The sequence below is a fragment of the Collimonas sp. OK307 genome, assembly GCF_900113705.1.
Lineage (GTDB): Bacteria > Pseudomonadota > Gammaproteobacteria > Burkholderiales > Burkholderiaceae_D > Collimonas.
Map to the genome: position 1 here is coordinate 18,327 of NZ_FOQI01000013.1, position 16,907 is coordinate 35,233.

At 53.5% G+C, this 16,907-nt stretch carries 18 protein-coding genes and 3 tRNA genes; 14 read left to right on the forward strand and 7 right to left on the reverse strand.

Annotated features, from left to right (window positions below; translation table 11 throughout):
• Positions 1-66 precede the first annotated feature (66 nt).
• The 3 genes from BM205_RS16580 to BM205_RS16590 all read left to right on the forward strand — a co-directional run bounded on the left by BM205_RS16580 (position 67) and on the right by BM205_RS16590 (position 2,088).
• On the forward strand, positions 67-975 hold the full coding sequence (locus BM205_RS16580) for a LysR family transcriptional regulator (RefSeq protein WP_092415982.1): 909 nt from the start codon (positions 67-69) through the stop codon (positions 973-975).
• A gap of 210 nt (positions 976-1,185) precedes the next feature.
• Positions 1,186-1,707, forward strand: a complete 522-nt coding sequence (locus BM205_RS16585; RefSeq protein ID WP_092415983.1) for a glycine zipper 2TM domain-containing protein — start codon at positions 1,186-1,188, stop codon at positions 1,705-1,707.
• A gap of 75 nt (positions 1,708-1,782) precedes the next feature.
• The gene (locus tag BM205_RS16590) at positions 1,783-2,088 is read left to right on the forward strand and encodes a hypothetical protein (RefSeq protein WP_092415984.1); all 306 of its coding nucleotides are present in this window, start codon (positions 1,783-1,785) and stop codon (positions 2,086-2,088) included.
• Positions 2,089-2,295: 207 nt separating this feature from the next.
• Here BM205_RS16590 and BM205_RS16595 read toward each other — a convergent pair.
• The 5 genes from BM205_RS16595 to BM205_RS16615 all read right to left on the reverse strand — a co-directional run bounded on the left by BM205_RS16595 (position 2,296) and on the right by BM205_RS16615 (position 4,699).
• Positions 2,296-2,371: transfer RNA gene (locus BM205_RS16595), tRNA-Glu, on the reverse strand.
• Between the two features lie 161 nt (positions 2,372-2,532).
• Positions 2,533-2,608: transfer RNA gene (locus tag BM205_RS16600), tRNA-Glu, on the reverse strand.
• Between the two features lie 51 nt (positions 2,609-2,659).
• Positions 2,660-2,735, reverse strand: a tRNA-Ala gene (locus tag BM205_RS16605).
• Between the two features lie 71 nt (positions 2,736-2,806).
• Positions 2,807-4,237: a glutamate--tRNA ligase gene (gltX, locus tag BM205_RS16610; RefSeq protein ID WP_092415985.1), complete on the reverse strand. Its 1,431-nt coding sequence runs from the start codon at positions 4,235-4,237 to the stop codon at positions 2,807-2,809.
• A 120-nt stretch (positions 4,238-4,357) separates the two neighbouring features.
• Positions 4,358-4,699, reverse strand: a complete 342-nt coding sequence (locus BM205_RS16615; RefSeq protein WP_175511303.1) for a DUF4399 domain-containing protein — start codon at positions 4,697-4,699, stop codon at positions 4,358-4,360.
• A 144-nt stretch (positions 4,700-4,843) separates the two neighbouring features.
• Between BM205_RS16615 and BM205_RS16620 the strand changes: the two genes are divergently transcribed.
• Positions 4,844-5,182 (forward strand): cupin domain-containing protein, encoded by a 339-nt coding sequence (locus BM205_RS16620; protein ID WP_092415987.1) that lies wholly within the window; start codon positions 4,844-4,846, stop codon positions 5,180-5,182.
• 5 nt (positions 5,183-5,187) lie between these two features.
• Here the strand turns inward: BM205_RS16620 and apbC are convergent, their stop codons facing one another.
• Positions 5,188-6,276: an iron-sulfur cluster carrier protein ApbC gene (gene apbC, locus BM205_RS16625; protein ID WP_092415988.1), complete on the reverse strand. Its 1,089-nt coding sequence runs from the start codon at positions 6,274-6,276 to the stop codon at positions 5,188-5,190.
• 197 nt (positions 6,277-6,473) lie between these two features.
• Here apbC and metG point away from each other — a divergent pair, with 197 nt between their 5' ends.
• The 6 genes from metG (at position 6,474) to solA (ending at position 13,228) form a co-directional block, all read left to right on the forward strand.
• Positions 6,474-8,573: a methionine--tRNA ligase gene (metG, locus tag BM205_RS16630; protein WP_092415989.1), complete on the forward strand. Its 2,100-nt coding sequence runs from the start codon at positions 6,474-6,476 to the stop codon at positions 8,571-8,573.
• A gap of 27 nt (positions 8,574-8,600) precedes the next feature.
• Positions 8,601-9,080: a GNAT family N-acetyltransferase gene (locus tag BM205_RS16635; protein WP_092415990.1), complete on the forward strand. Its 480-nt coding sequence runs from the start codon at positions 8,601-8,603 to the stop codon at positions 9,078-9,080.
• A 325-nt stretch (positions 9,081-9,405) separates the two neighbouring features.
• Positions 9,406-10,242: a pyrroline-5-carboxylate reductase gene (gene proC, locus BM205_RS16640; RefSeq protein ID WP_092415991.1), complete on the forward strand. Its 837-nt coding sequence runs from the start codon at positions 9,406-9,408 to the stop codon at positions 10,240-10,242.
• A complete protein-coding gene (locus BM205_RS16645; protein ID WP_092415992.1) occupies positions 10,226-11,137 on the forward strand; it encodes a methyltransferase in 912 nt (303 codons plus the stop codon). Before proC ends, BM205_RS16645 begins: the two co-directional genes overlap by 17 nt.
• The gene (locus BM205_RS16650; RefSeq protein ID WP_092415993.1) at positions 11,130-12,068 is read left to right on the forward strand and encodes an EamA family transporter; all 939 of its coding nucleotides are present in this window, start codon (positions 11,130-11,132) and stop codon (positions 12,066-12,068) included. The genes BM205_RS16645 and BM205_RS16650 overlap by 8 nt, the downstream gene beginning before the upstream one ends.
• A complete protein-coding gene (gene solA, locus BM205_RS16655; RefSeq protein ID WP_092415994.1) occupies positions 12,065-13,228 on the forward strand; it encodes an N-methyl-L-tryptophan oxidase in 1,164 nt (387 codons plus the stop codon). The genes BM205_RS16650 and solA overlap by 4 nt, the downstream gene beginning before the upstream one ends.
• Before the next feature lie 33 nt (positions 13,229-13,261).
• Here the strand turns inward: solA and bamE are convergent, their stop codons facing one another.
• Positions 13,262-13,780: an outer membrane protein assembly factor BamE domain-containing protein gene (gene bamE, locus BM205_RS16660; protein WP_092415995.1), complete on the reverse strand. Its 519-nt coding sequence runs from the start codon at positions 13,778-13,780 to the stop codon at positions 13,262-13,264.
• A gap of 153 nt (positions 13,781-13,933) precedes the next feature.
• On the opposite strand from bamE, the gene BM205_RS16665 reads away from it, so the two are divergent.
• The 4 genes from BM205_RS16665 to BM205_RS16680 all read left to right on the forward strand — a co-directional run bounded on the left by BM205_RS16665 (position 13,934) and on the right by BM205_RS16680 (position 16,902).
• The gene (locus BM205_RS16665; RefSeq protein ID WP_092415996.1) at positions 13,934-14,143 is read left to right on the forward strand and encodes a DUF3460 family protein; all 210 of its coding nucleotides are present in this window, start codon (positions 13,934-13,936) and stop codon (positions 14,141-14,143) included.
• Between the two features lie 33 nt (positions 14,144-14,176).
• On the forward strand, positions 14,177-15,040 hold the full coding sequence (locus BM205_RS16670; protein WP_092415997.1) for a segregation and condensation protein A: 864 nt from the start codon (positions 14,177-14,179) through the stop codon (positions 15,038-15,040).
• Between the two features lie 75 nt (positions 15,041-15,115).
• Positions 15,116-15,955, forward strand: a complete 840-nt coding sequence (panC, locus tag BM205_RS16675; protein WP_092415998.1) for a pantoate--beta-alanine ligase — start codon at positions 15,116-15,118, stop codon at positions 15,953-15,955.
• 14 nt (positions 15,956-15,969) lie between these two features.
• On the forward strand, positions 15,970-16,902 hold the full coding sequence (locus tag BM205_RS16680; protein ID WP_371326503.1) for a cobalamin-binding protein: 933 nt from the start codon (positions 15,970-15,972) through the stop codon (positions 16,900-16,902).
• Positions 16,903-16,907: the final 5 nt, after the last annotated feature.

The following is a 16,907-nucleotide window of genomic DNA, read 5'->3' on the forward strand; positions in this document are numbered from 1 at the left end:
GTATGGAATACTAGAAAAGTGGCATAATGCAAATAATCGGGATATAGGTCACTAAGCGGGCGAGACATGGACAAACTCAAACAGATCGAAGCATTCGTCAGCGTGGTCGAGAAAGGCAGCCTGGCAGGCGCGGCGCTGGAGCAAAACATCACTCCTGTGATGCTGGGACGGCGCATCGACGCGCTGGAAAAACGGCTGGGCACCAAGCTGATGCACCGTACTACCCGCCACCTCACATTGACCGAGCAAGGCACGGTATTCCTCGACCATTGCCGCAAACTGCTGACCGAACTGGATATCGCCGAGAAGATCATTTCGGAAGGCCGGCACAAGGCCACCGGCCATCTGGTGGTATCGGCGCCGGCGGCATTCGGGCGTAAACACGTGGCGCCGCATGCGCCCGCCTTCATCGCCACCAATCCTGAAGTACAGATTTCTTTCAACCTGACCGACCGCGTGGTCGACCTGGTGCGCGAAGGCTATGACATCAGTATCCGCATCGGCGGCGCGATTGACCCGAATTTCGTTGCGGTCAAGCTGGCCAGCAACCGGCGCGTGGTGTGCGGCACGCCGGAATACTTTCATCGCAACGGCATTCCTAAAACACTAGAAGACATCGCCAGCCACAATTGCCTGTCCTTTAATCTGCAAGGCGGCCAGCAGCGCGGCTGGTATTTCCAGCAAGGCGGCAAGCCGGTAATCATCAAGACTGCAGGCAACCTGGATTGCAACGACGGCGAGTTGCTGCATCGCTGGGTCAGTGAAGGTTTGGGGCTGGGGTGGCGCTCGACCTGGGAAATCGAATCGCAATTGGCATCGGGTGAATTGCTGACGGTATTGGACGAATTTGCGCTGCCGCATTACGACATCATGGCGGTCTATCCGCAACAGCGCCATTTGCCGGCGAAGGTGCGTTTCTTTATCGATCGCCTGAAGTCGATCTATGCGCAGCCGGATTATTGGAGCAAGGGCTGAAAAAACTGAAAAATGCAGGTCGATGGATAAAAACGTCATTTCCCTGAATTTCCTTGATGCAATCCGGAAACCGATTTCGCGCTGAGTTGTCGAATATAGTCAACCGAGCCAGTCTCGACATCGTTTTAGTGTGGTGTAACGCACATACGCAACACGACGAAGTACTACACTGACTACATTGAATATTCCAACTCATACAACGAGGCAGTTATGATTATCCGCAAAACATCCAAACAAGCCATGCTGGCTGCAGTCATTGGCGGCACGCTGCTGCTCGGCGGCTGTGCTGCGCCATATGGCGGACAGGGCTATGGCAACCAAGGTTACGCTAATCAGGGTTACGCCAATCCCCCGCAGCAAACTTATCCCGGTTACCAGCAAGGTTACCAACAACAAAATAACAGCAACTATGGCGTGGTCGACGCCATCGATGTGGTCAACACACCTAGCCAAGGCATCGGCGGCGCTGTGGTCGGCGGCGTACTGGGCGGCGTAGTCGGCCATCAGGTCGGTCACGGCAACGGCAATACCCTGGCCACCATCGCCGGCGTCGTCGGCGGTGCGGTAGTTGGTAATCAGCTTGAAGCCCGCAACAGCCCCGGCTCCACTTCCTACAACGTGCGCGTGCGCATGAATAACAACGGCTACCAGACCATCAGCGTCAGCAATCCAGGCGATCTGCGGGTTGGCGACCGGGTACGGGTTGATAACGGGCAGATTTCGCGCTACTGATCCGGCGAAGCTGCGTACTTGATTAGTCCGTCTGCATCCGGCATTTCGCCGGATGTCTAAAAACAAGGAGGCATCATGAACATGCAACTGAAACCGCTATGGCTAGCACTCTTTATCGCAGCCAACGCTTTTGCGCTACATGTCAACGCAGCTGAAGAAAACGTAGAGCACAGGGATCCGCCGCGCTGGAAGATTGAAGACCGGACACCGCAAGCGCGCTTCCAGACCATGAAGAAGGAAAATACCAATGCCTATGCGCAGGCATTGAATGATTGCCGTGCAATGCGCGGCCGCGAAGCCGGCGACTGCAAGAAAGAAGCTCGCATGAATTTTGACAGAGACATGCAACATGCACGCGAAATGACGTCGCAACGGCGTTGATGAAATAGTTGAAACAAGTTTAGAAAACAAAAAAGCCCGCTTTGCGCGGGCTTTTTCTTTTTTGGCGTCCCCAGGGGGATTCGCCTACATGCCGCAGGCCGCTGAATCGCTTGCAAGCGATTCCCTTCTCATCCCCGCGTAAGCCGCGCAGGCGGCTTACTTGTGGCCACCAAAACAAAAAAGCCCGCTTGCGCGGGCTTTTTTTTTTGGCGTCCCCAGGGGGATTCGAACCCCCGTACTCACCGTGAAAGGGTGATGTCCTAGGCCTCTAGACGATGGGGACAGTAATCTGTCCGTGTTGCTGACCTTGTACTACTTACTCATACTACTTACAGAAACAATAAAGGCCGCAATAGGCGGCCTTATTGATTGTATCGAATCTGCCTGATATCGAAAGTCTGCGATCGTTTTTTGATCGCTTACCTGTCGATACCAAGATAATTCTGGCGTCCCCAGGGGGATTCGAACCCCCGTACTCACCGTGAAAGGGTGATGTCCTAGGCCTCTAGACGATGGGGACAATAATCTGTCCGTGCTACGTTTCAACCTACTACTGCTTCCAACTATTCGCTGGTGGAGGTAAGCGGGATCGAACCGCTGACCTCTTGCATGCCATGCAAGCGCTCTCCCAGCTGAGCTATACCCCCGTTTGCAGAAGCGAGATTATAGCAAGCTTATTTAGAGCTTGTAAATCCCGATTTGCAGATTTATTGCAAAATCACACCAGATAGGGCTGCAAACGTGCGATCACTGTGTCCCGGCCCAACAGTTCGAGCACCGCATCGATTGCAGGCGTCTGCAACTGCCCGGTCAGCATCAAACGCAACGGCATCGCGATCTGCGGCATCTTCAACGCATGCGCAGCCAATACTTCCTTGATCATCGGCGCCAAGCTTTCCTTGTCCCACTCCACCGTTGCGCAGCGTGCTGCGAAATCAACCAAGGCCGGCTTGACCGCATCGGTAAAGTGTTGCGTCAACAACGCCGCATCCGGCACCGGCTTGCGATAGAACAGCATGGCCGCAACCCCGATTTCATTGACGGTATGGGCGCGCTCTTTCAACAGGCCAATCACTTTTGGCAATGCCGGCGCATTGCTGAAATCAGCACCGTCTTGCTCCATCAACGGCTTGACCAGCGCTGCCAAGCGTTCATTATCGGCCAGCTTGATGTAGTGATTGTTGATCGATGCCAATTTTTCCGGATTGAACTGCGCCGGCGATTTCGACAAATGATCGAGATCGAACCATGCGCAAAATTGTTCAACGCTGAAAATCTCTTCGTTGCCGTGGCTCCAGCCGAGGCGCGCCAGATAGTTCAGCATCGCTTCCGGCAAATAACCTTGCGCCGGATAATCCATAACGCTGACCGCGCCGTGGCGCTTCGACAGTTTTTCGCCGTCGGCGCCCAGGATCATCGGCACGTGACCGTACAACGGTAAAGTTGCACCCAAAGCCTTCAGGATATTGATCTGGCGCGGGGTGTTGTTGACGTGATCGTCGCCGCGGATGACGTGGGTGATTTCCATATCCCAGTCATCCACCACCACGCAGAAATTATAGGTTGGCGTTCCGTCCGGACGGGCAATCACCAGATCGTCCATTTCGCGATTCGAGATAGTGATGGTGCCCTTGACTACGTCATCCCAGCTAACGTCACCGTCCAGCGGATTCTTGAAACGTACTACCGGCTTGCGATCGGCTGGCACCTGCGGCAAAGTCTTGCCAGGTTCCGGACGCCAGGTACCGTCGTAACGCGGCTTTTCACCGGCAGCGCGCATACGCTCGCGCATCGCTTCGACTTCTTCCGGCGACGAATAACAGTGATAGGCCGTGCCCTCTTGCAGCATTTGCGCGATCACTTCGCGATAACGGTCCATGCGCCGCATCTGGTAGAACGGACCTTCATCGTGCTGCAAACCCAGCCATTGCATGCCGTCGATGATCGCCTGCACGGCTTCCGGCGTCGAGCGTTCCAGATCGGTATCTTCGATGCGCAACACGAAAGTGCCGCCGAAATGGCGTGCAAAGGCCCATGAAAACAGTGCGGTACGCGCGCCGCCCAAATGCAAGTAGCCGGTCGGGCTAGGTGCAAAACGGGTACGGACCGGCTTGGAAGATGCTGGTAAAACTGGAGTGCTGGCAGTCATGATAAATAAAAACGGCCTTGGATTGCCAAAGCCGCTATCAGGGAAAACCCCATTTTACCGCGTTGCACCAGCGGATGGAACCGCTAGCCGGTATTGATGAAGGTAAGCCCCCGCGAACCGCTATTTGACCGTGATGTTGATGGTTCTACTCATCTCGGGGCCATAAGACTGGTGAGCGCCGTTGGCAAATTGCATGGTCAGCTTGTATTTCCCCGGTGGTAGCGTGACACTGGTTTCAGTTTGCCCCTTGCCAAAATGCAAATGCTTGTCATCCACCGGGATCGACTGCCCGGCCGGAATACTGTCTTCATTGATCAGCAGATGGTGGTGACCGGTGCCTGCCGTCATATCGCCTGCCGGTTTGACTTCCATGCCGCTGACGCCGAACTTGACGGCAAACGGGCTGCTGACTACCGCGCCATCCGCCGGCTCGATGAAGGAAACCGATGCGGCGTGGGCCATCTGCGGCAACAGGCCGGTGCTTAGCAGGGCTGCGGAAAACAGTACGGAAAAAATGCGTGATTTCAATCTCTTCTCCTTCATGTGGGAATTCTGAATAAAATCTGTGCAACGAACCAAGTGCAATAACCATATTAGGAAACCACCATGTTGGCTGACCACGGCAATTTATTGACCAAGCTACCGCCGGATGGTTCGGCCGAAGTGTTCGAACTCCTGCACCAGCGCGCCGGCCTGAAGATCGAACGCATCGTTTCCAATGGCCAGGCCAGTCCGCCCGGCTTCTGGTACGACAATCCTCAAGAGGAATGGGTGCTGCTACTCAGCGGCAAGGCCGGATTGACGCTGGAGGGCGCGGCAGATGAACATGTCATGCAGCCGGGCGCCTGGCTCCACATTCCTTCGCATTGCCGCCATCGGATTGAATGGACGGATGCATCGCAGCCTACAATCTGGCTGGCGATACATCATGACGTCGGTAACTAATCGTACTAGTCGTTCTTGATGACAATAGTAGGAAACTTACTGCTCATATCCTTCGCCTTTTCCGCAACCTTGATCGCCACCTTGCGCGCGATCTCTTTATAGATATGCGCTACCGGGCCGTCAGGTTCTGCCACCACAGTCGGCGTGCCGGAGTCGGTTTGCTGGCGGATCGACATCGTCAGCGGCAAGGCGCCGAGGAAATCAACACCGTATTCGCCGCACATCCTGGCGCCGCCGCCTTCACCGAAGATGGCTTCGGCGTGGCCGCAATTCGAGCAGATATGGGTACTCATGTTTTCGACGATGCCAAGGATCGGAATCCCGACCTTCTCGAACATTTTCAAACCCTTGCGGGCATCCAGCAAAGCGATGTCTTGTGGCGTAGTGACGATCACGGCGCCGGTGACCGGCACTTTTTGCGACAAGGTCAGCTGGATATCGCCGGTGCCCGGCGGCATGTCGACGATCAGGTAATCCAGATCGCGCCAATTGGTCTGCTCCAGCAACTGTTGCAAGGCCTGGGTGACGATCGGGCCGCGCCACACCATCGGCTCGTCCGGATCGACCATGAAGCCGATGCTGGAGACTTGCAAGCCGTGATTTTCCAGCGGCTCCATGGTTTTGCCATCCTTGGTTTCCGGACGGCCGCTGATCCCCATCATCATCGGTTGCGAAGGACCGTAGATATCGGCGTCGAGAATCCCGACCTGCGCACCTTCGGCCGCCAGCGCCAGGGCCAGGTTGACGGCGGTAGTCGATTTGCCGACGCCGCCCTTGCCGGACGCCACCGCAATGATGTTCTTGACGTTAGACATCAGCTTGACGCCACGCTGCACTGCGTGCGATTGTATTTTTGAATAGACATGAGGGCTGACCTTCCCTACCCCGTCCAGCGCGCCGACCGCAGCCGCGGCGGCATCCCCGATCAAGGCGAACTGGCTTTTGGCCGGATAGTCCAGCTCAACGTCAAATAACACCTCAGCGCCTTCCAGCCGGATATTCCTGGCCGACTTGCTACTGATCAGATCCTTGCCGGTATTCGGGTCGATCACACTGGACAACGCTGCCTTGACCGCTTCAATCGTGACGCTCATTACTTTTCCTCTGCAAGTTCTTTATAAGATGCGGCAAGTCTAAACCAAATCGCCGGTTTTCCGCTGGTGTCGCCCTGGTTCAAAACAGGATTAGGGTAAGGATCGATACAAGGATTAGAGCAAGGACTGCCCTGTCACTGCTAAAATCACTCTTTTATTCCAACCCGCAGCGCTTGTCGTTGCAAATTCATTGCCAAATGAGCATCACTTTGACTTCAACTCCTCGCCAGCTATTCGTTACTACCGCCCTGCCTTACGCCAACGCAGCGTTCCACATCGGTCACATCATGGAATATATCCAGGCCGACATCTGGGTCCGGTTCCAGCGAATGCAGGGCCACGAGGTCAATTTTGTGGGCGCTGACGATGCCCATGGCGCGCCGATCATGATCGCCGCCGAAAAAGCCGGCATCACGCCACAGGAATTCGTGGCGCAGATCGCTGCCGGCCGCAAACAATACCTGGATGGCTTCCATATCGCCTTCGATAACTGGCACTCGACCGACGGTCCGGAAAACCACGAACTGTCGCGCGATATCTATCGCAAGCTGAAAGCCGCCGGTTTCATCTCGACCAAAACCATCGAGCAATTCTTCGACCCGGTCAAGAACATGTTCCTGCCGGACCGCTACATCAAGGGCGAGTGCCCGAAATGCGGCGCCAAGGACCAGTACGGCGACTCCTGCGAAGTCTGCAGCTCGGTATATGCGCCGACCGACCTGAAGAATCCCTACTCGACCCTGACCGGCGCGACGCCGGTAATGAAATCGTCGGAGCACTTTTTCTTCAAGCTGTCCGATCCGCAATGCGTGGAATTCCTGCGCGGCTGGGCTTTGGGCAACGCCGATGGCAAACCGCGTTTGCAATCCGAAGTCGCCAACAAAGCCAAGGAATGGCTGGAAAGCGACGGCGGCATGGGCGACTGGGATATCAGCCGCGATGCACCTTATTTCGGGATCGAGATTCCGGATGAGCCGGGTAAGTATTTCTATGTCTGGCTAGATGCGCCGGTCGGCTACCTGGCTTCGCTGAAGAATTATTTCGGCAAGATCGGGCGCGACTACGATGCCTTCATGGCCGATCCGAAGACCGAGCAATATCACTTCATCGGCAAGGACATTACCTATTTCCATACGCTGTTCTGGCCAGCGATGCTGCACTTCTCCGGCTTGAAAGTCCCGAACAATGTGTTCGTGCATGGCTTCCTGACAGTTTCCGGGGAAAAAATGTCGAAATCGCGCGGCACCGGCATTTCGCCGCTGCGCTATCTCGAACTCGGCATGAATCCGGAATGGATGCGCTACTACATCGCGGCCAAGCTGAGCGCCAAAGTGGAAGATATCGATTTCAATCCGGAAGATTTTGTCGCGCGTGTGAATTCCGACCTGATCGGCAAGTACATCAACATCGCCAGCCGTGCCGCCGGTTTCATCGCCAAGAAATTCGATGGCAAGCTGAGCATGACCTGGGCTACCGACAGCGACCCATTCCTGGCCAGGTTACGCGCAGTTGCTGCCGATATCCAGGCGCTGTACGACGGCCGCGAATATGGCAAAGCCTTGCGCGCAGTGATGGAGCAGGCCGATCTCATCAACGCCTACGTCGACGCCAACAAGCCGTGGGAACTGGCCAAGGATCCAAGCAAGGAAGCAGCGCTGCATGAAGTCTGCAGCCGCTTGCTGGAAGCCTTCCGGATCCTCACAATTTACCTGAAACCGGTGTTGCCGGCGCTGGCGGCGCAGGTTGAAAATTTCCTGCAAATCCAGCCGCTGGTATGGTCCGATGTGACCCGGCCTTTAGCCGATGGTCATCGCATCAATGCCTACTCGCACCTGATGACACGGGTCGAGCCGAAGATGCTGGATGCCTTGTTCGATGCGCCGGTAGCGGCTGCAACGGCAACAGAAGTTGCGGGCGCAGAAGACAGCAGCGCCAGCGCAATTGAACCGCTGGCCGCCGAAATCAAGATCGACGATTTCGTGAAGGTTGATTTACGTATCGCCAAGATTGTCAATTGCGAGCATGTAGACGGTTCCGACAAATTGCTGCGACTGACGCTTGACGTCGGCGAAGGCCGCTTGCGCAATGTATTCTCCGGCATCAAGTCGTCCTACCAGCCGGAAGAGCTGATCGGCAAACTGACGGTGATGGTGGCTAACCTGGCGCCGCGCAAGATGAAGTTCGGCATTTCGGAAGGCATGGTGTTGGCTGCTTCGTCGGCTGACGAAAAGGCCAACCCCGGCATCTATGTGCTCAATCCGTGGCCAGGCGCAGAACCTGGCATGCGGGTCAGTTAATCAACTTAGCAACTTAAGCAACGCCAGATGAATCTTCAGGTCCGCGAAGCCAGCGCCGACGATGCCGCACTGATCGCCGACCTGACTCGTGCCTGCTGGGCCGAACGGGTCACCGCCAGCTCCAGCGGTCATCACGAACAAACGGAACGGGTACAACAAGACCTGCAACGCGGCGGTGGCTTCGTGCTGTCGCTGGATAACCGGCCGATCGGTTCGGTGCGCTGGCTACCGTCAGATACTGAAACCGAGGTTTGGGAAATCCTGCGCATGGGGGTGTTGCCGGCGTATCGTGGCCAGGGCTTATCGCAGCATTTGATGGAAGCACTGATTCATCGGGCACGCAGTGCCGATATTGACGAACTGCGGCTGGCGGTACACGCCGATCAGACCAGAGTGGTCGATTTGTATGCCGTGTTTGAATTCGAACTGGCGCCGGAACTTGAATATACCCGCGCCAATCCGCTGGAAGAACCGCCGCTGGTGATGCGGCGCTGGCTGAAACGCTAGCGTTCGTCACCGGCCTGAATCTCATATTTCGCTTGGCCGCATCACCCCCGAAGCAGAAATTGGCCACCTGCCAGGCACTGCCCCCTCCCCCAATTTTCCCTTTTGTACCGTGGCTACCTGCGATCATCACGGAGCAATTCGGACGAACAAGCTTAAGCTAATTCTTGAATGTCGGAATGCCCACAGATTCGGCGGGTATTCGCTTCCCTTCAGGAGTAAGCTGATTTTCATCAAACCAAGCTGATCCACCCCACACTTCCGACTCTGTTACTGCTCCGATTAATAACAGGTTGTTGAGAATCCAGTGATTACTGAGGAAACGATAATGATGAAGAGAATTGTGGTGATTGGTGCCGGCCATATGGGAACAGCAATTATTCTCGGTCTATTGCAGAAGCATTGCGCTGATCTGTGTGTTGTAGATCCAAGTGAGTCCCGCCGCAATATTTTGAATGAGCGACATGGCTTGAAAGTCGCCAAATCACCCGAAAATATCGGTGACGATGATATCGTGGTCTTAGCTATACCGCCACAGACATTCTCCACATTCGCAAAAGGCGCATATCTCAGATCCGACCGAACTGGTCTTGTGATATCAGTAATGGCTGGGGTGACTACAGCAACAATTTCAAACTTACTTGCGACAAACCAAGTTATTCGCGCGATACCAAACACGCCATCCGAAATCTTTCAGGGCATGACCGTATTTTGTGCATCCTCAAGTACCAATGCAAAGAATCTAGCGATAGCAGAAGATGTACTTCAATCGTTTGGAAAAACTCTAAGAGTCATGGATGAATCGCTTATCGATCACGCTACTGCTCTTTGTGGAGGAGGTCCTGCATTTGTCGCCTATTTCGCGAACGCTATGCAAGATTTCGCGATGCAGTCCGGCTTTAATCACACAGATGCTGCACTAATGGTTGGACAAGTATTAAGAGGAACGGCCGACTTACTCGACGTAACCGGAAAATCGGCGACACAAATCTGCAACGAAGTCATGACTCCGCAAGGAACCACTGAAAGAGGGATATTCCATTTTATGGAAAATAATCTAGAGCTTATCGTTAGGTCCGGCCTCGCAAAGTCCTCTGCTCGATCAAGAGAGCTTGGGCAGTTCTTTAACGTCAAAACTAGGGGGCAACATGCTAGGCCTAAATGATAAAAGCTGGTTGGTTGAAAAATTTTACGAAACACATTACTCACAGTTTGCAGAACGACCTCAAGACAGCAAAGAAAGACCACGCGCATACGACACTTATTTTGGTATGGGACGTAGCATCAGATTAATTGATGAAATTGGTGTTTTTAAAATAAGTCCTGCAGGATTAGCATTGGGAAATTACATCCTAAAAACACTACATGATGATGAATTGAAAGGGAAATGCCTTGATGTCGGTACGGGAAGCGGTGTGCTGGCCTTATTGTTACGCGACATGGGAGCAAAAAGTATCGTCGGCACGGATATTTCGGCTGCGGCAGTTAACCTTGCCATACGAAACGAAACTTTGAACTTTGGGAATAGGAAAATTTGCTTCACGGTCGGCGATTTCTTCTCCGCCCTACCAAATGAACTACAGAAATTCGACACCGTAATCTTCAATCCTCCTGGCTGGCGAACTCCCTCAGTGAACTTACTGGAATATTTGCTAGCAATAGACAATCCCGAGGAACTGGCCGTTTCAGCAATGTTTTATGGCGACGGGCTGCTGCTCAAATTTCTTCAGGAATTGCCATTCCATCTTAAAGAGAGCGGACGCGCAATTATTGGCCTGAATTCATTGGTGGGCATTAAGGATGTCTTGGGAAGATACCGAAACCAGCACTGTGACACCTGTCCTCTTCAATTTCGTTTGCTGGAACGCCATGCGTTCCCACTACTATTTTATTCAGAACACTGGAGAAAAATCGCACCTAGGCTACTAGAAGAATTTTCTCAATGGCGAGAACAACAGCGTGCTGCCTACAGTTTGGATAGCCAAGGGACTCTTTATTGGTCATACGAACTTGTCGAATGCATTTGGAATAAAAAACAGGCAGCGCGTGCCTATGGCTAACGGCACATCAGGCAACACCAGTGCTGCCAGCATAATTGCGGCAGCAATCGCCGGAATTGCAGCGAACGTTATTCTCGGTGCATCATCATTATTTTGGCGTGCACTCTCTGCAATTCCATCTGAAACACTACTAGGTTATCGCATTGTTGTGTCATTAGGCACTTTGATTCTTGCAATTATCGCTCATGGTAAATACAAGAAATTGACAACTATTATTTCCCCGAAAATAATCTCACATCATGCAATAGCAGCCTTGCTTGTCGCGATCAATTGGGGAGTATTCATTTGGGCCTCAATCAATGGGCATGTTTTGGAAAGCGGCATAGGGTATCTCATCGCACCTTTTGTTGCTATCGCTGTCGGGACCCTCGCATTTGGAGAGCGGATGAGTAATATTCGTCGGTTTGCGATCGCAGTGATCGTTGTCGGCGTGTTACTCCTGCTATTTCGAAGTGGCGAACTTAACCCAATGGTGTATCTCGTTATTGGTGTTACCTGGGGAGGATATGCTTATTTCAAAAAAACAACCCCGTTGGATCCATTTTCTGGGCTATTCATAGAAACCATCGTTCTTTCGCTCATTGTTTGTCTTCTTATCCCGTTATCGAGCCTTTCTTTCCAACTACCGCATTCGTTGCCTGCTACAACCATATTATTACTTACCGTAAGTGGTTTGGTATCCATCCTTCCACTATGGATGTTTTCCTTCGCGGCCAAGAAACTTGCGTTGTCTTCGATGGGGTTTTTTCAGTTTATTCTTCCGATAACACAGCTCGTTGTCGCTTTAGTTTTTTATCATCAACATCTATCTGGCAATACGTTAATTTGCTTTTCGCTCATTTTCGCGGCGTTGTTGCTCATAGTAGGTGAGTCTTTTCTTAGGAATGATCAGTTAGGCAAATTAAAATTTCGTTGGAGCAGAAAAAAATGAAAGACTATGATGTCATTGTCGTTGGATTGGGCATTATGGGCTCCTCAACGCTTTTTCATGCAGCCCGATCTGGAGCAAGTACATTGGGTATCGAGAGTTTTGGGCCAACACACCAGTTTGGCTCTTCTCACGGAGAAACCAGGATTTTTCGCCGCGCATATTGGGAGGGTGAAAAATATCTCCCGCTGTTGAACAGAGCTCATCAGCTATGGGCCGAATTACAAGCGACAACCGATGAAAAACTGATAGTTCCTACTGGCGGTATATTTATCGGTCCTCAGTCCACAGGTGTAGTTAAAGGGAGCAGGAATACAGCAAAAGCTGGTGCCATCGCCCATGAAGTACTAGATGCTACACAAATTCGAAGACGATTTCCGGCATTTCATATTCCGGACGGCATGGAGGCAATATACGAGCCGGGTGCATATATCATCATGGCAAACAAAGTGCGGTTACAAATGATCGATCTCGCCATTCAAAATGGCGCCGAAACACGCTTCGGGCGAATGGTTAAAAAAATAGAAAAATGCGATGGGTCTGTTTTATTGATAACAACCAATGATGGTGAAAAATTTCGGGCACGGTCCGTAGTAATTACGACTGGGCCTTGGATGGCCCGCGATCTTTTACCAGAGTTAAGTAATCATATTTCGTCAAAGAGAGTGCCCATATACTGGTTCGACAATCTGGATAAACACAAGCAAGATTTTACTAGCGACAACTTCCCTGTTTTCTTATATGAGCATCCCGACGGACATTTAATTTACGGCATTCCGGCCGGAGCGAGTTCGGAGCGAGGAGTCAAAATTGGCTTCCATAATCGGCAACATGTTCCTTGCACGCCAAACGATATCAAAAAAACCGTTTCGAAGCAGCATATCGCTGAGATGTCGCGATATATCAAGCAGCTCTTTCCTGGACTCAATCCGCACCCGATTGCGTCTCGCTCTTGTTTTTATACCATGAGCACAGATGAGAACTTCCTGATCGGGGCTTCGGAAAAATTCTCAAACATTTTTTTTGCATCTGCCTGCTCAGGTCATGGATTCAAATTTGGATCTGCAATTGGTGAATCTCTTGCGCTGTTAGCTCAAGGAAAGAGACCGCCAATTGACCTTTCCGCTTTTGCGGTGTCACGCTTCGATGTTAGTGGAAAATAAATTGAGCTTCCATGCACCGGTGCTATTGCAGCCCTAATGCCCGTACATCTGTGATACCGAAGTACCGGTCACCAGCCCGCTGGTGATATCCATGTGCACATTAAAGAAGGCCTGGCTGGCGTCGCTCTGGGTATAGCGCCAGTCCCACACTTCTTCGTTCTTCCGCTTGAACTGCACCACGGTACGTGGCCTGCCTAGCATCTGGCGCACTTCTTCCTTGCGCATGCCGACCTTGATCCTGGCGAAATTCTCTTCGGTCAGCACTTGCTTGTAATCACTCAGCTTGCCATCCTTGCCGATATAGAACACCCAGGTACGGGCGCCGGCTGGCCCTTTTGGATACTCCAGCGTGCGTTCGCCGTCTTCTTTTTCCCACACGGTATCCGGCTCGCCCATGGCGTTGCGGACATCGGCCTCTGACGATACCCCGCGATTCAGTTTTTCCAATCCGGCCTCCTGTACGAAATTACCGTTCTGGTCACAAGCGGCAATGAAAATTGGGACGATAAACGGGACAACCACAGTCAAAATTCTGCGTACCCAAGGGTTCATGCTGCCTCCTCTATCCGATAGTAGTCTAAGTATATCGTCATTTTGTTGCCACTTGGATATGTGACAATACCGGCATCCCAAGATGACAAACCGTTCGGACGGCCCGAAATAGCATAAAATAGCGCTTGATCCCAGCCCATTATCAAAGCACCCATGAAATTTTCCAAACAAATTAACGGTTATCAATCCGACATCACCAAATTCGTTGAGGAACTCAAGGAAAAGAATCCAAAGCTGGAAGAACAGCAGCTCGCCGGCCGCGCCCTGCTATGGGACAAGACCCCGATTGACCTGGACAGCCAGTTGCGCACCCAGGAATCGCGCGTCGATCAACAGCCCTATGTGTATCAAAACAATCACTAATTCACGATTCACTCGAGATCAGGTAACGATCAGATGAGCCAGAATTCGTCGGATGCTGCCGAACTGACACTAGAAGGCCAACCCGATTCGACACCGAATGTGATCGATGGCGTGGCTTTTGCGCGCCTGTACGGCGAGCCGCTGTTCCGCATGCCGACCGATCTCTACATTCCGCCGGATGCGCTGGAAGTCTTCCTGGAGGCATTCGAAGGCCCGCTCGACCTGCTGCTGTACCTGATCCGCAAGCAGAATTTCAATATCCTCGACATCCCGATGGCGCAAGTTACCTTGCAATATCTGGAATACGTCGATCAGATCCGCATCACCAACCTGGAACTGGCCGCCGAATATCTGCTGATGGCGGCCATGCTGATCGAAATCAAATCGCGCATGCTGCTGCCGGTCCGTAAAACCGACAGCGAAGAAGCCGAAGATCCGCGCGCAGAACTGGTGCGGCGCCTGCTGGAATACGAGCAGATGAAGCTGGCGGCGCGCGAGATCGACGCCCTGCCGCAACTTGGGCGCGATTATGTCCGCACCCAGATCTACATCGAACAAAGCATCGTCACGCGCTGGCCGGAAGTCAACCTGGACGATCTGCAAGCCGCCTGGGCCGATGTCATCAAGCGCGCCAAGCTGACCGCCCACCACACCATCAGCCGCGAAGAACTCTCGGTACGGGAACACATGACCGGAATTTTGCGGCGCCTGCAATCGTCGCGCTTTGTCGAGTTTGCCGAATTGTTCGATCCGTCACGCGGGGTACCGGTGCTGGTGGTGAATTTCATTGCCATGCTGGAGCTGGCAAAAGAAACGTTGATTGAAATCACCCAGGCCGAACCGTTCGCACCCATCTATGTACGGCTAGCCTACTCGCCCACTTACGCGGCCGCATAAGCGTCGGCTTTGTCAACGCACCAAACCAATGATGCGCCGCATCCCGAACTAAAATAACCGACCTCCGATTCAGACATGAAAATCATTTCCTCGATTGAAGAGCTACGCGATCAACTGCGCGGCCAACTGCGTACCGCTTTCGTCCCGACCATGGGCAATCTGCATGAAGGCCATCTGTCGCTGATGCGGCTGGCGAAGAAACATGGCGACCCTATCGTCGCCTCGATCTTCGTCAATCGCCTGCAGTTCGGCCCCAATGAAGATTTCGACAAGTATCCGCGCACTTTTGCCGCCGACGTCGCCAAGCTGGAAAAAGAAGGCGTCTACGTCCTGTTTGCACCTACCGAGAAAGACCTGTATCCGGAACCGCAGGAATTCCGCGTGCGCCCGCCTGACGATCTTGGCAACACGCTGGAAGGTGAATTCCGCCCGGGTTTCTTTACCGGCGTCACCACGGTTGTCCTCAAGCTGTTTTCCTGCGTCCAGCCAAGAGTCGCTGTATTCGGCAAGAAGGATTACCAACAGCTGATGATCGTGCGCAATATGGCAAAACAATTTGCCTTGCCAACTGAAATCATCGCCGCCGAAACCTGGCGCGCCGACGATGGCCTGGCGCTCTCTTCGCGTAATATGTATCTGTCTGAAGACGAACGCGCGGAAGCGCCGAGCCTGTTCAAGACGCTCAACCAGGTGGCCGATGAAGTACGCGCCGGCCATCTCGATATTTTCGAACTGGAAAAACAGGCGATGGCGCAACTTGGCAGCCGCGGCTGGAAGCCGGATTACATCTCGATCCGCAAACGCAGCGATCTGCAGGCACCCGCAGCGGGCGATCTGGCGCAAGGCGAAAAACTGGTGGTGCTGGCCGCCGCCAAGCTGGGCACCACGCGCCTGATCGACAATCTGGAAATCTGAACCTGGATGCTACCGTGCAGCGGCCGCAACAGCACTATCACGACGGGCTAACACGCCTCAGACTAGCACGCATCTGGCTGGCAACGGCCGCAATGGCTGTGTTGGCTTCGTGCGCCGCTATCGCGAATGCCCAGGGCATCACTGTGCACGACGATGCCCAGCATAAGGTGGTGCTGGCGCAGCCCGCGCACCGCATCGTCAGCCTGGCGCCGCACGCGACCGAGTTGCTGTTTGCCGCCGGCGCCGGTGCTTATGTGATCGGCGTCAGCGACTATAGCGACTACCCTCCTGCCGCCAAACAAATACTTTCCGTCGGTAGCAGCAGCGCATTGGATATCGAACGCATTGTTTCCCTCAAACCGGATTTGGTAGTAGCCTGGAGCAGCGGCAACTCAGCCAGCCAGATTGCCACGTTGCGTGCTATCGGCATTCCGGTTTTTGAAAGCGAACCTCGACAGCTGGACGCCGTCGCTTCGTCCCTGGTACGGCTATCCCAACTGGCCGGCACCGAAGATAGCGGCATGGCGGCCGCCGCTGCTTTCAAGGCTCGCCTGGCACAACTAGATGCGACCTATCGGCAACGCCCGACGGTGCGGGTGTTTTATCAGATATGGAAAAAACCGCTGATGACGCTCAATGACAGCCATATGGTGACAAGCGTGATCCGTTTGTGCGGCGGTGAAAATGTGTTCGGCAAGCTGCCGCAACTGGCGCCGACCGTCAGCACGGAAGCGGTGTTGCAAGCCAATCCGGAAGTGATCTTTGCAGCCGACGGCGGCAGTTCACCCAGCACCAGCTGGCGACGCTTTCCCCAGCTCGCCGCAGTGGCCGGCAACAATCTGTTTACCCTGACTCCCAACTGGATGAGCCGCCCCGGGCCGCGCATCCTGGATGGCGCCGCCGAGCTATGCGAGAAACTCGATCTGGCACGTAGCCGCCGTCAGTAGTTTTT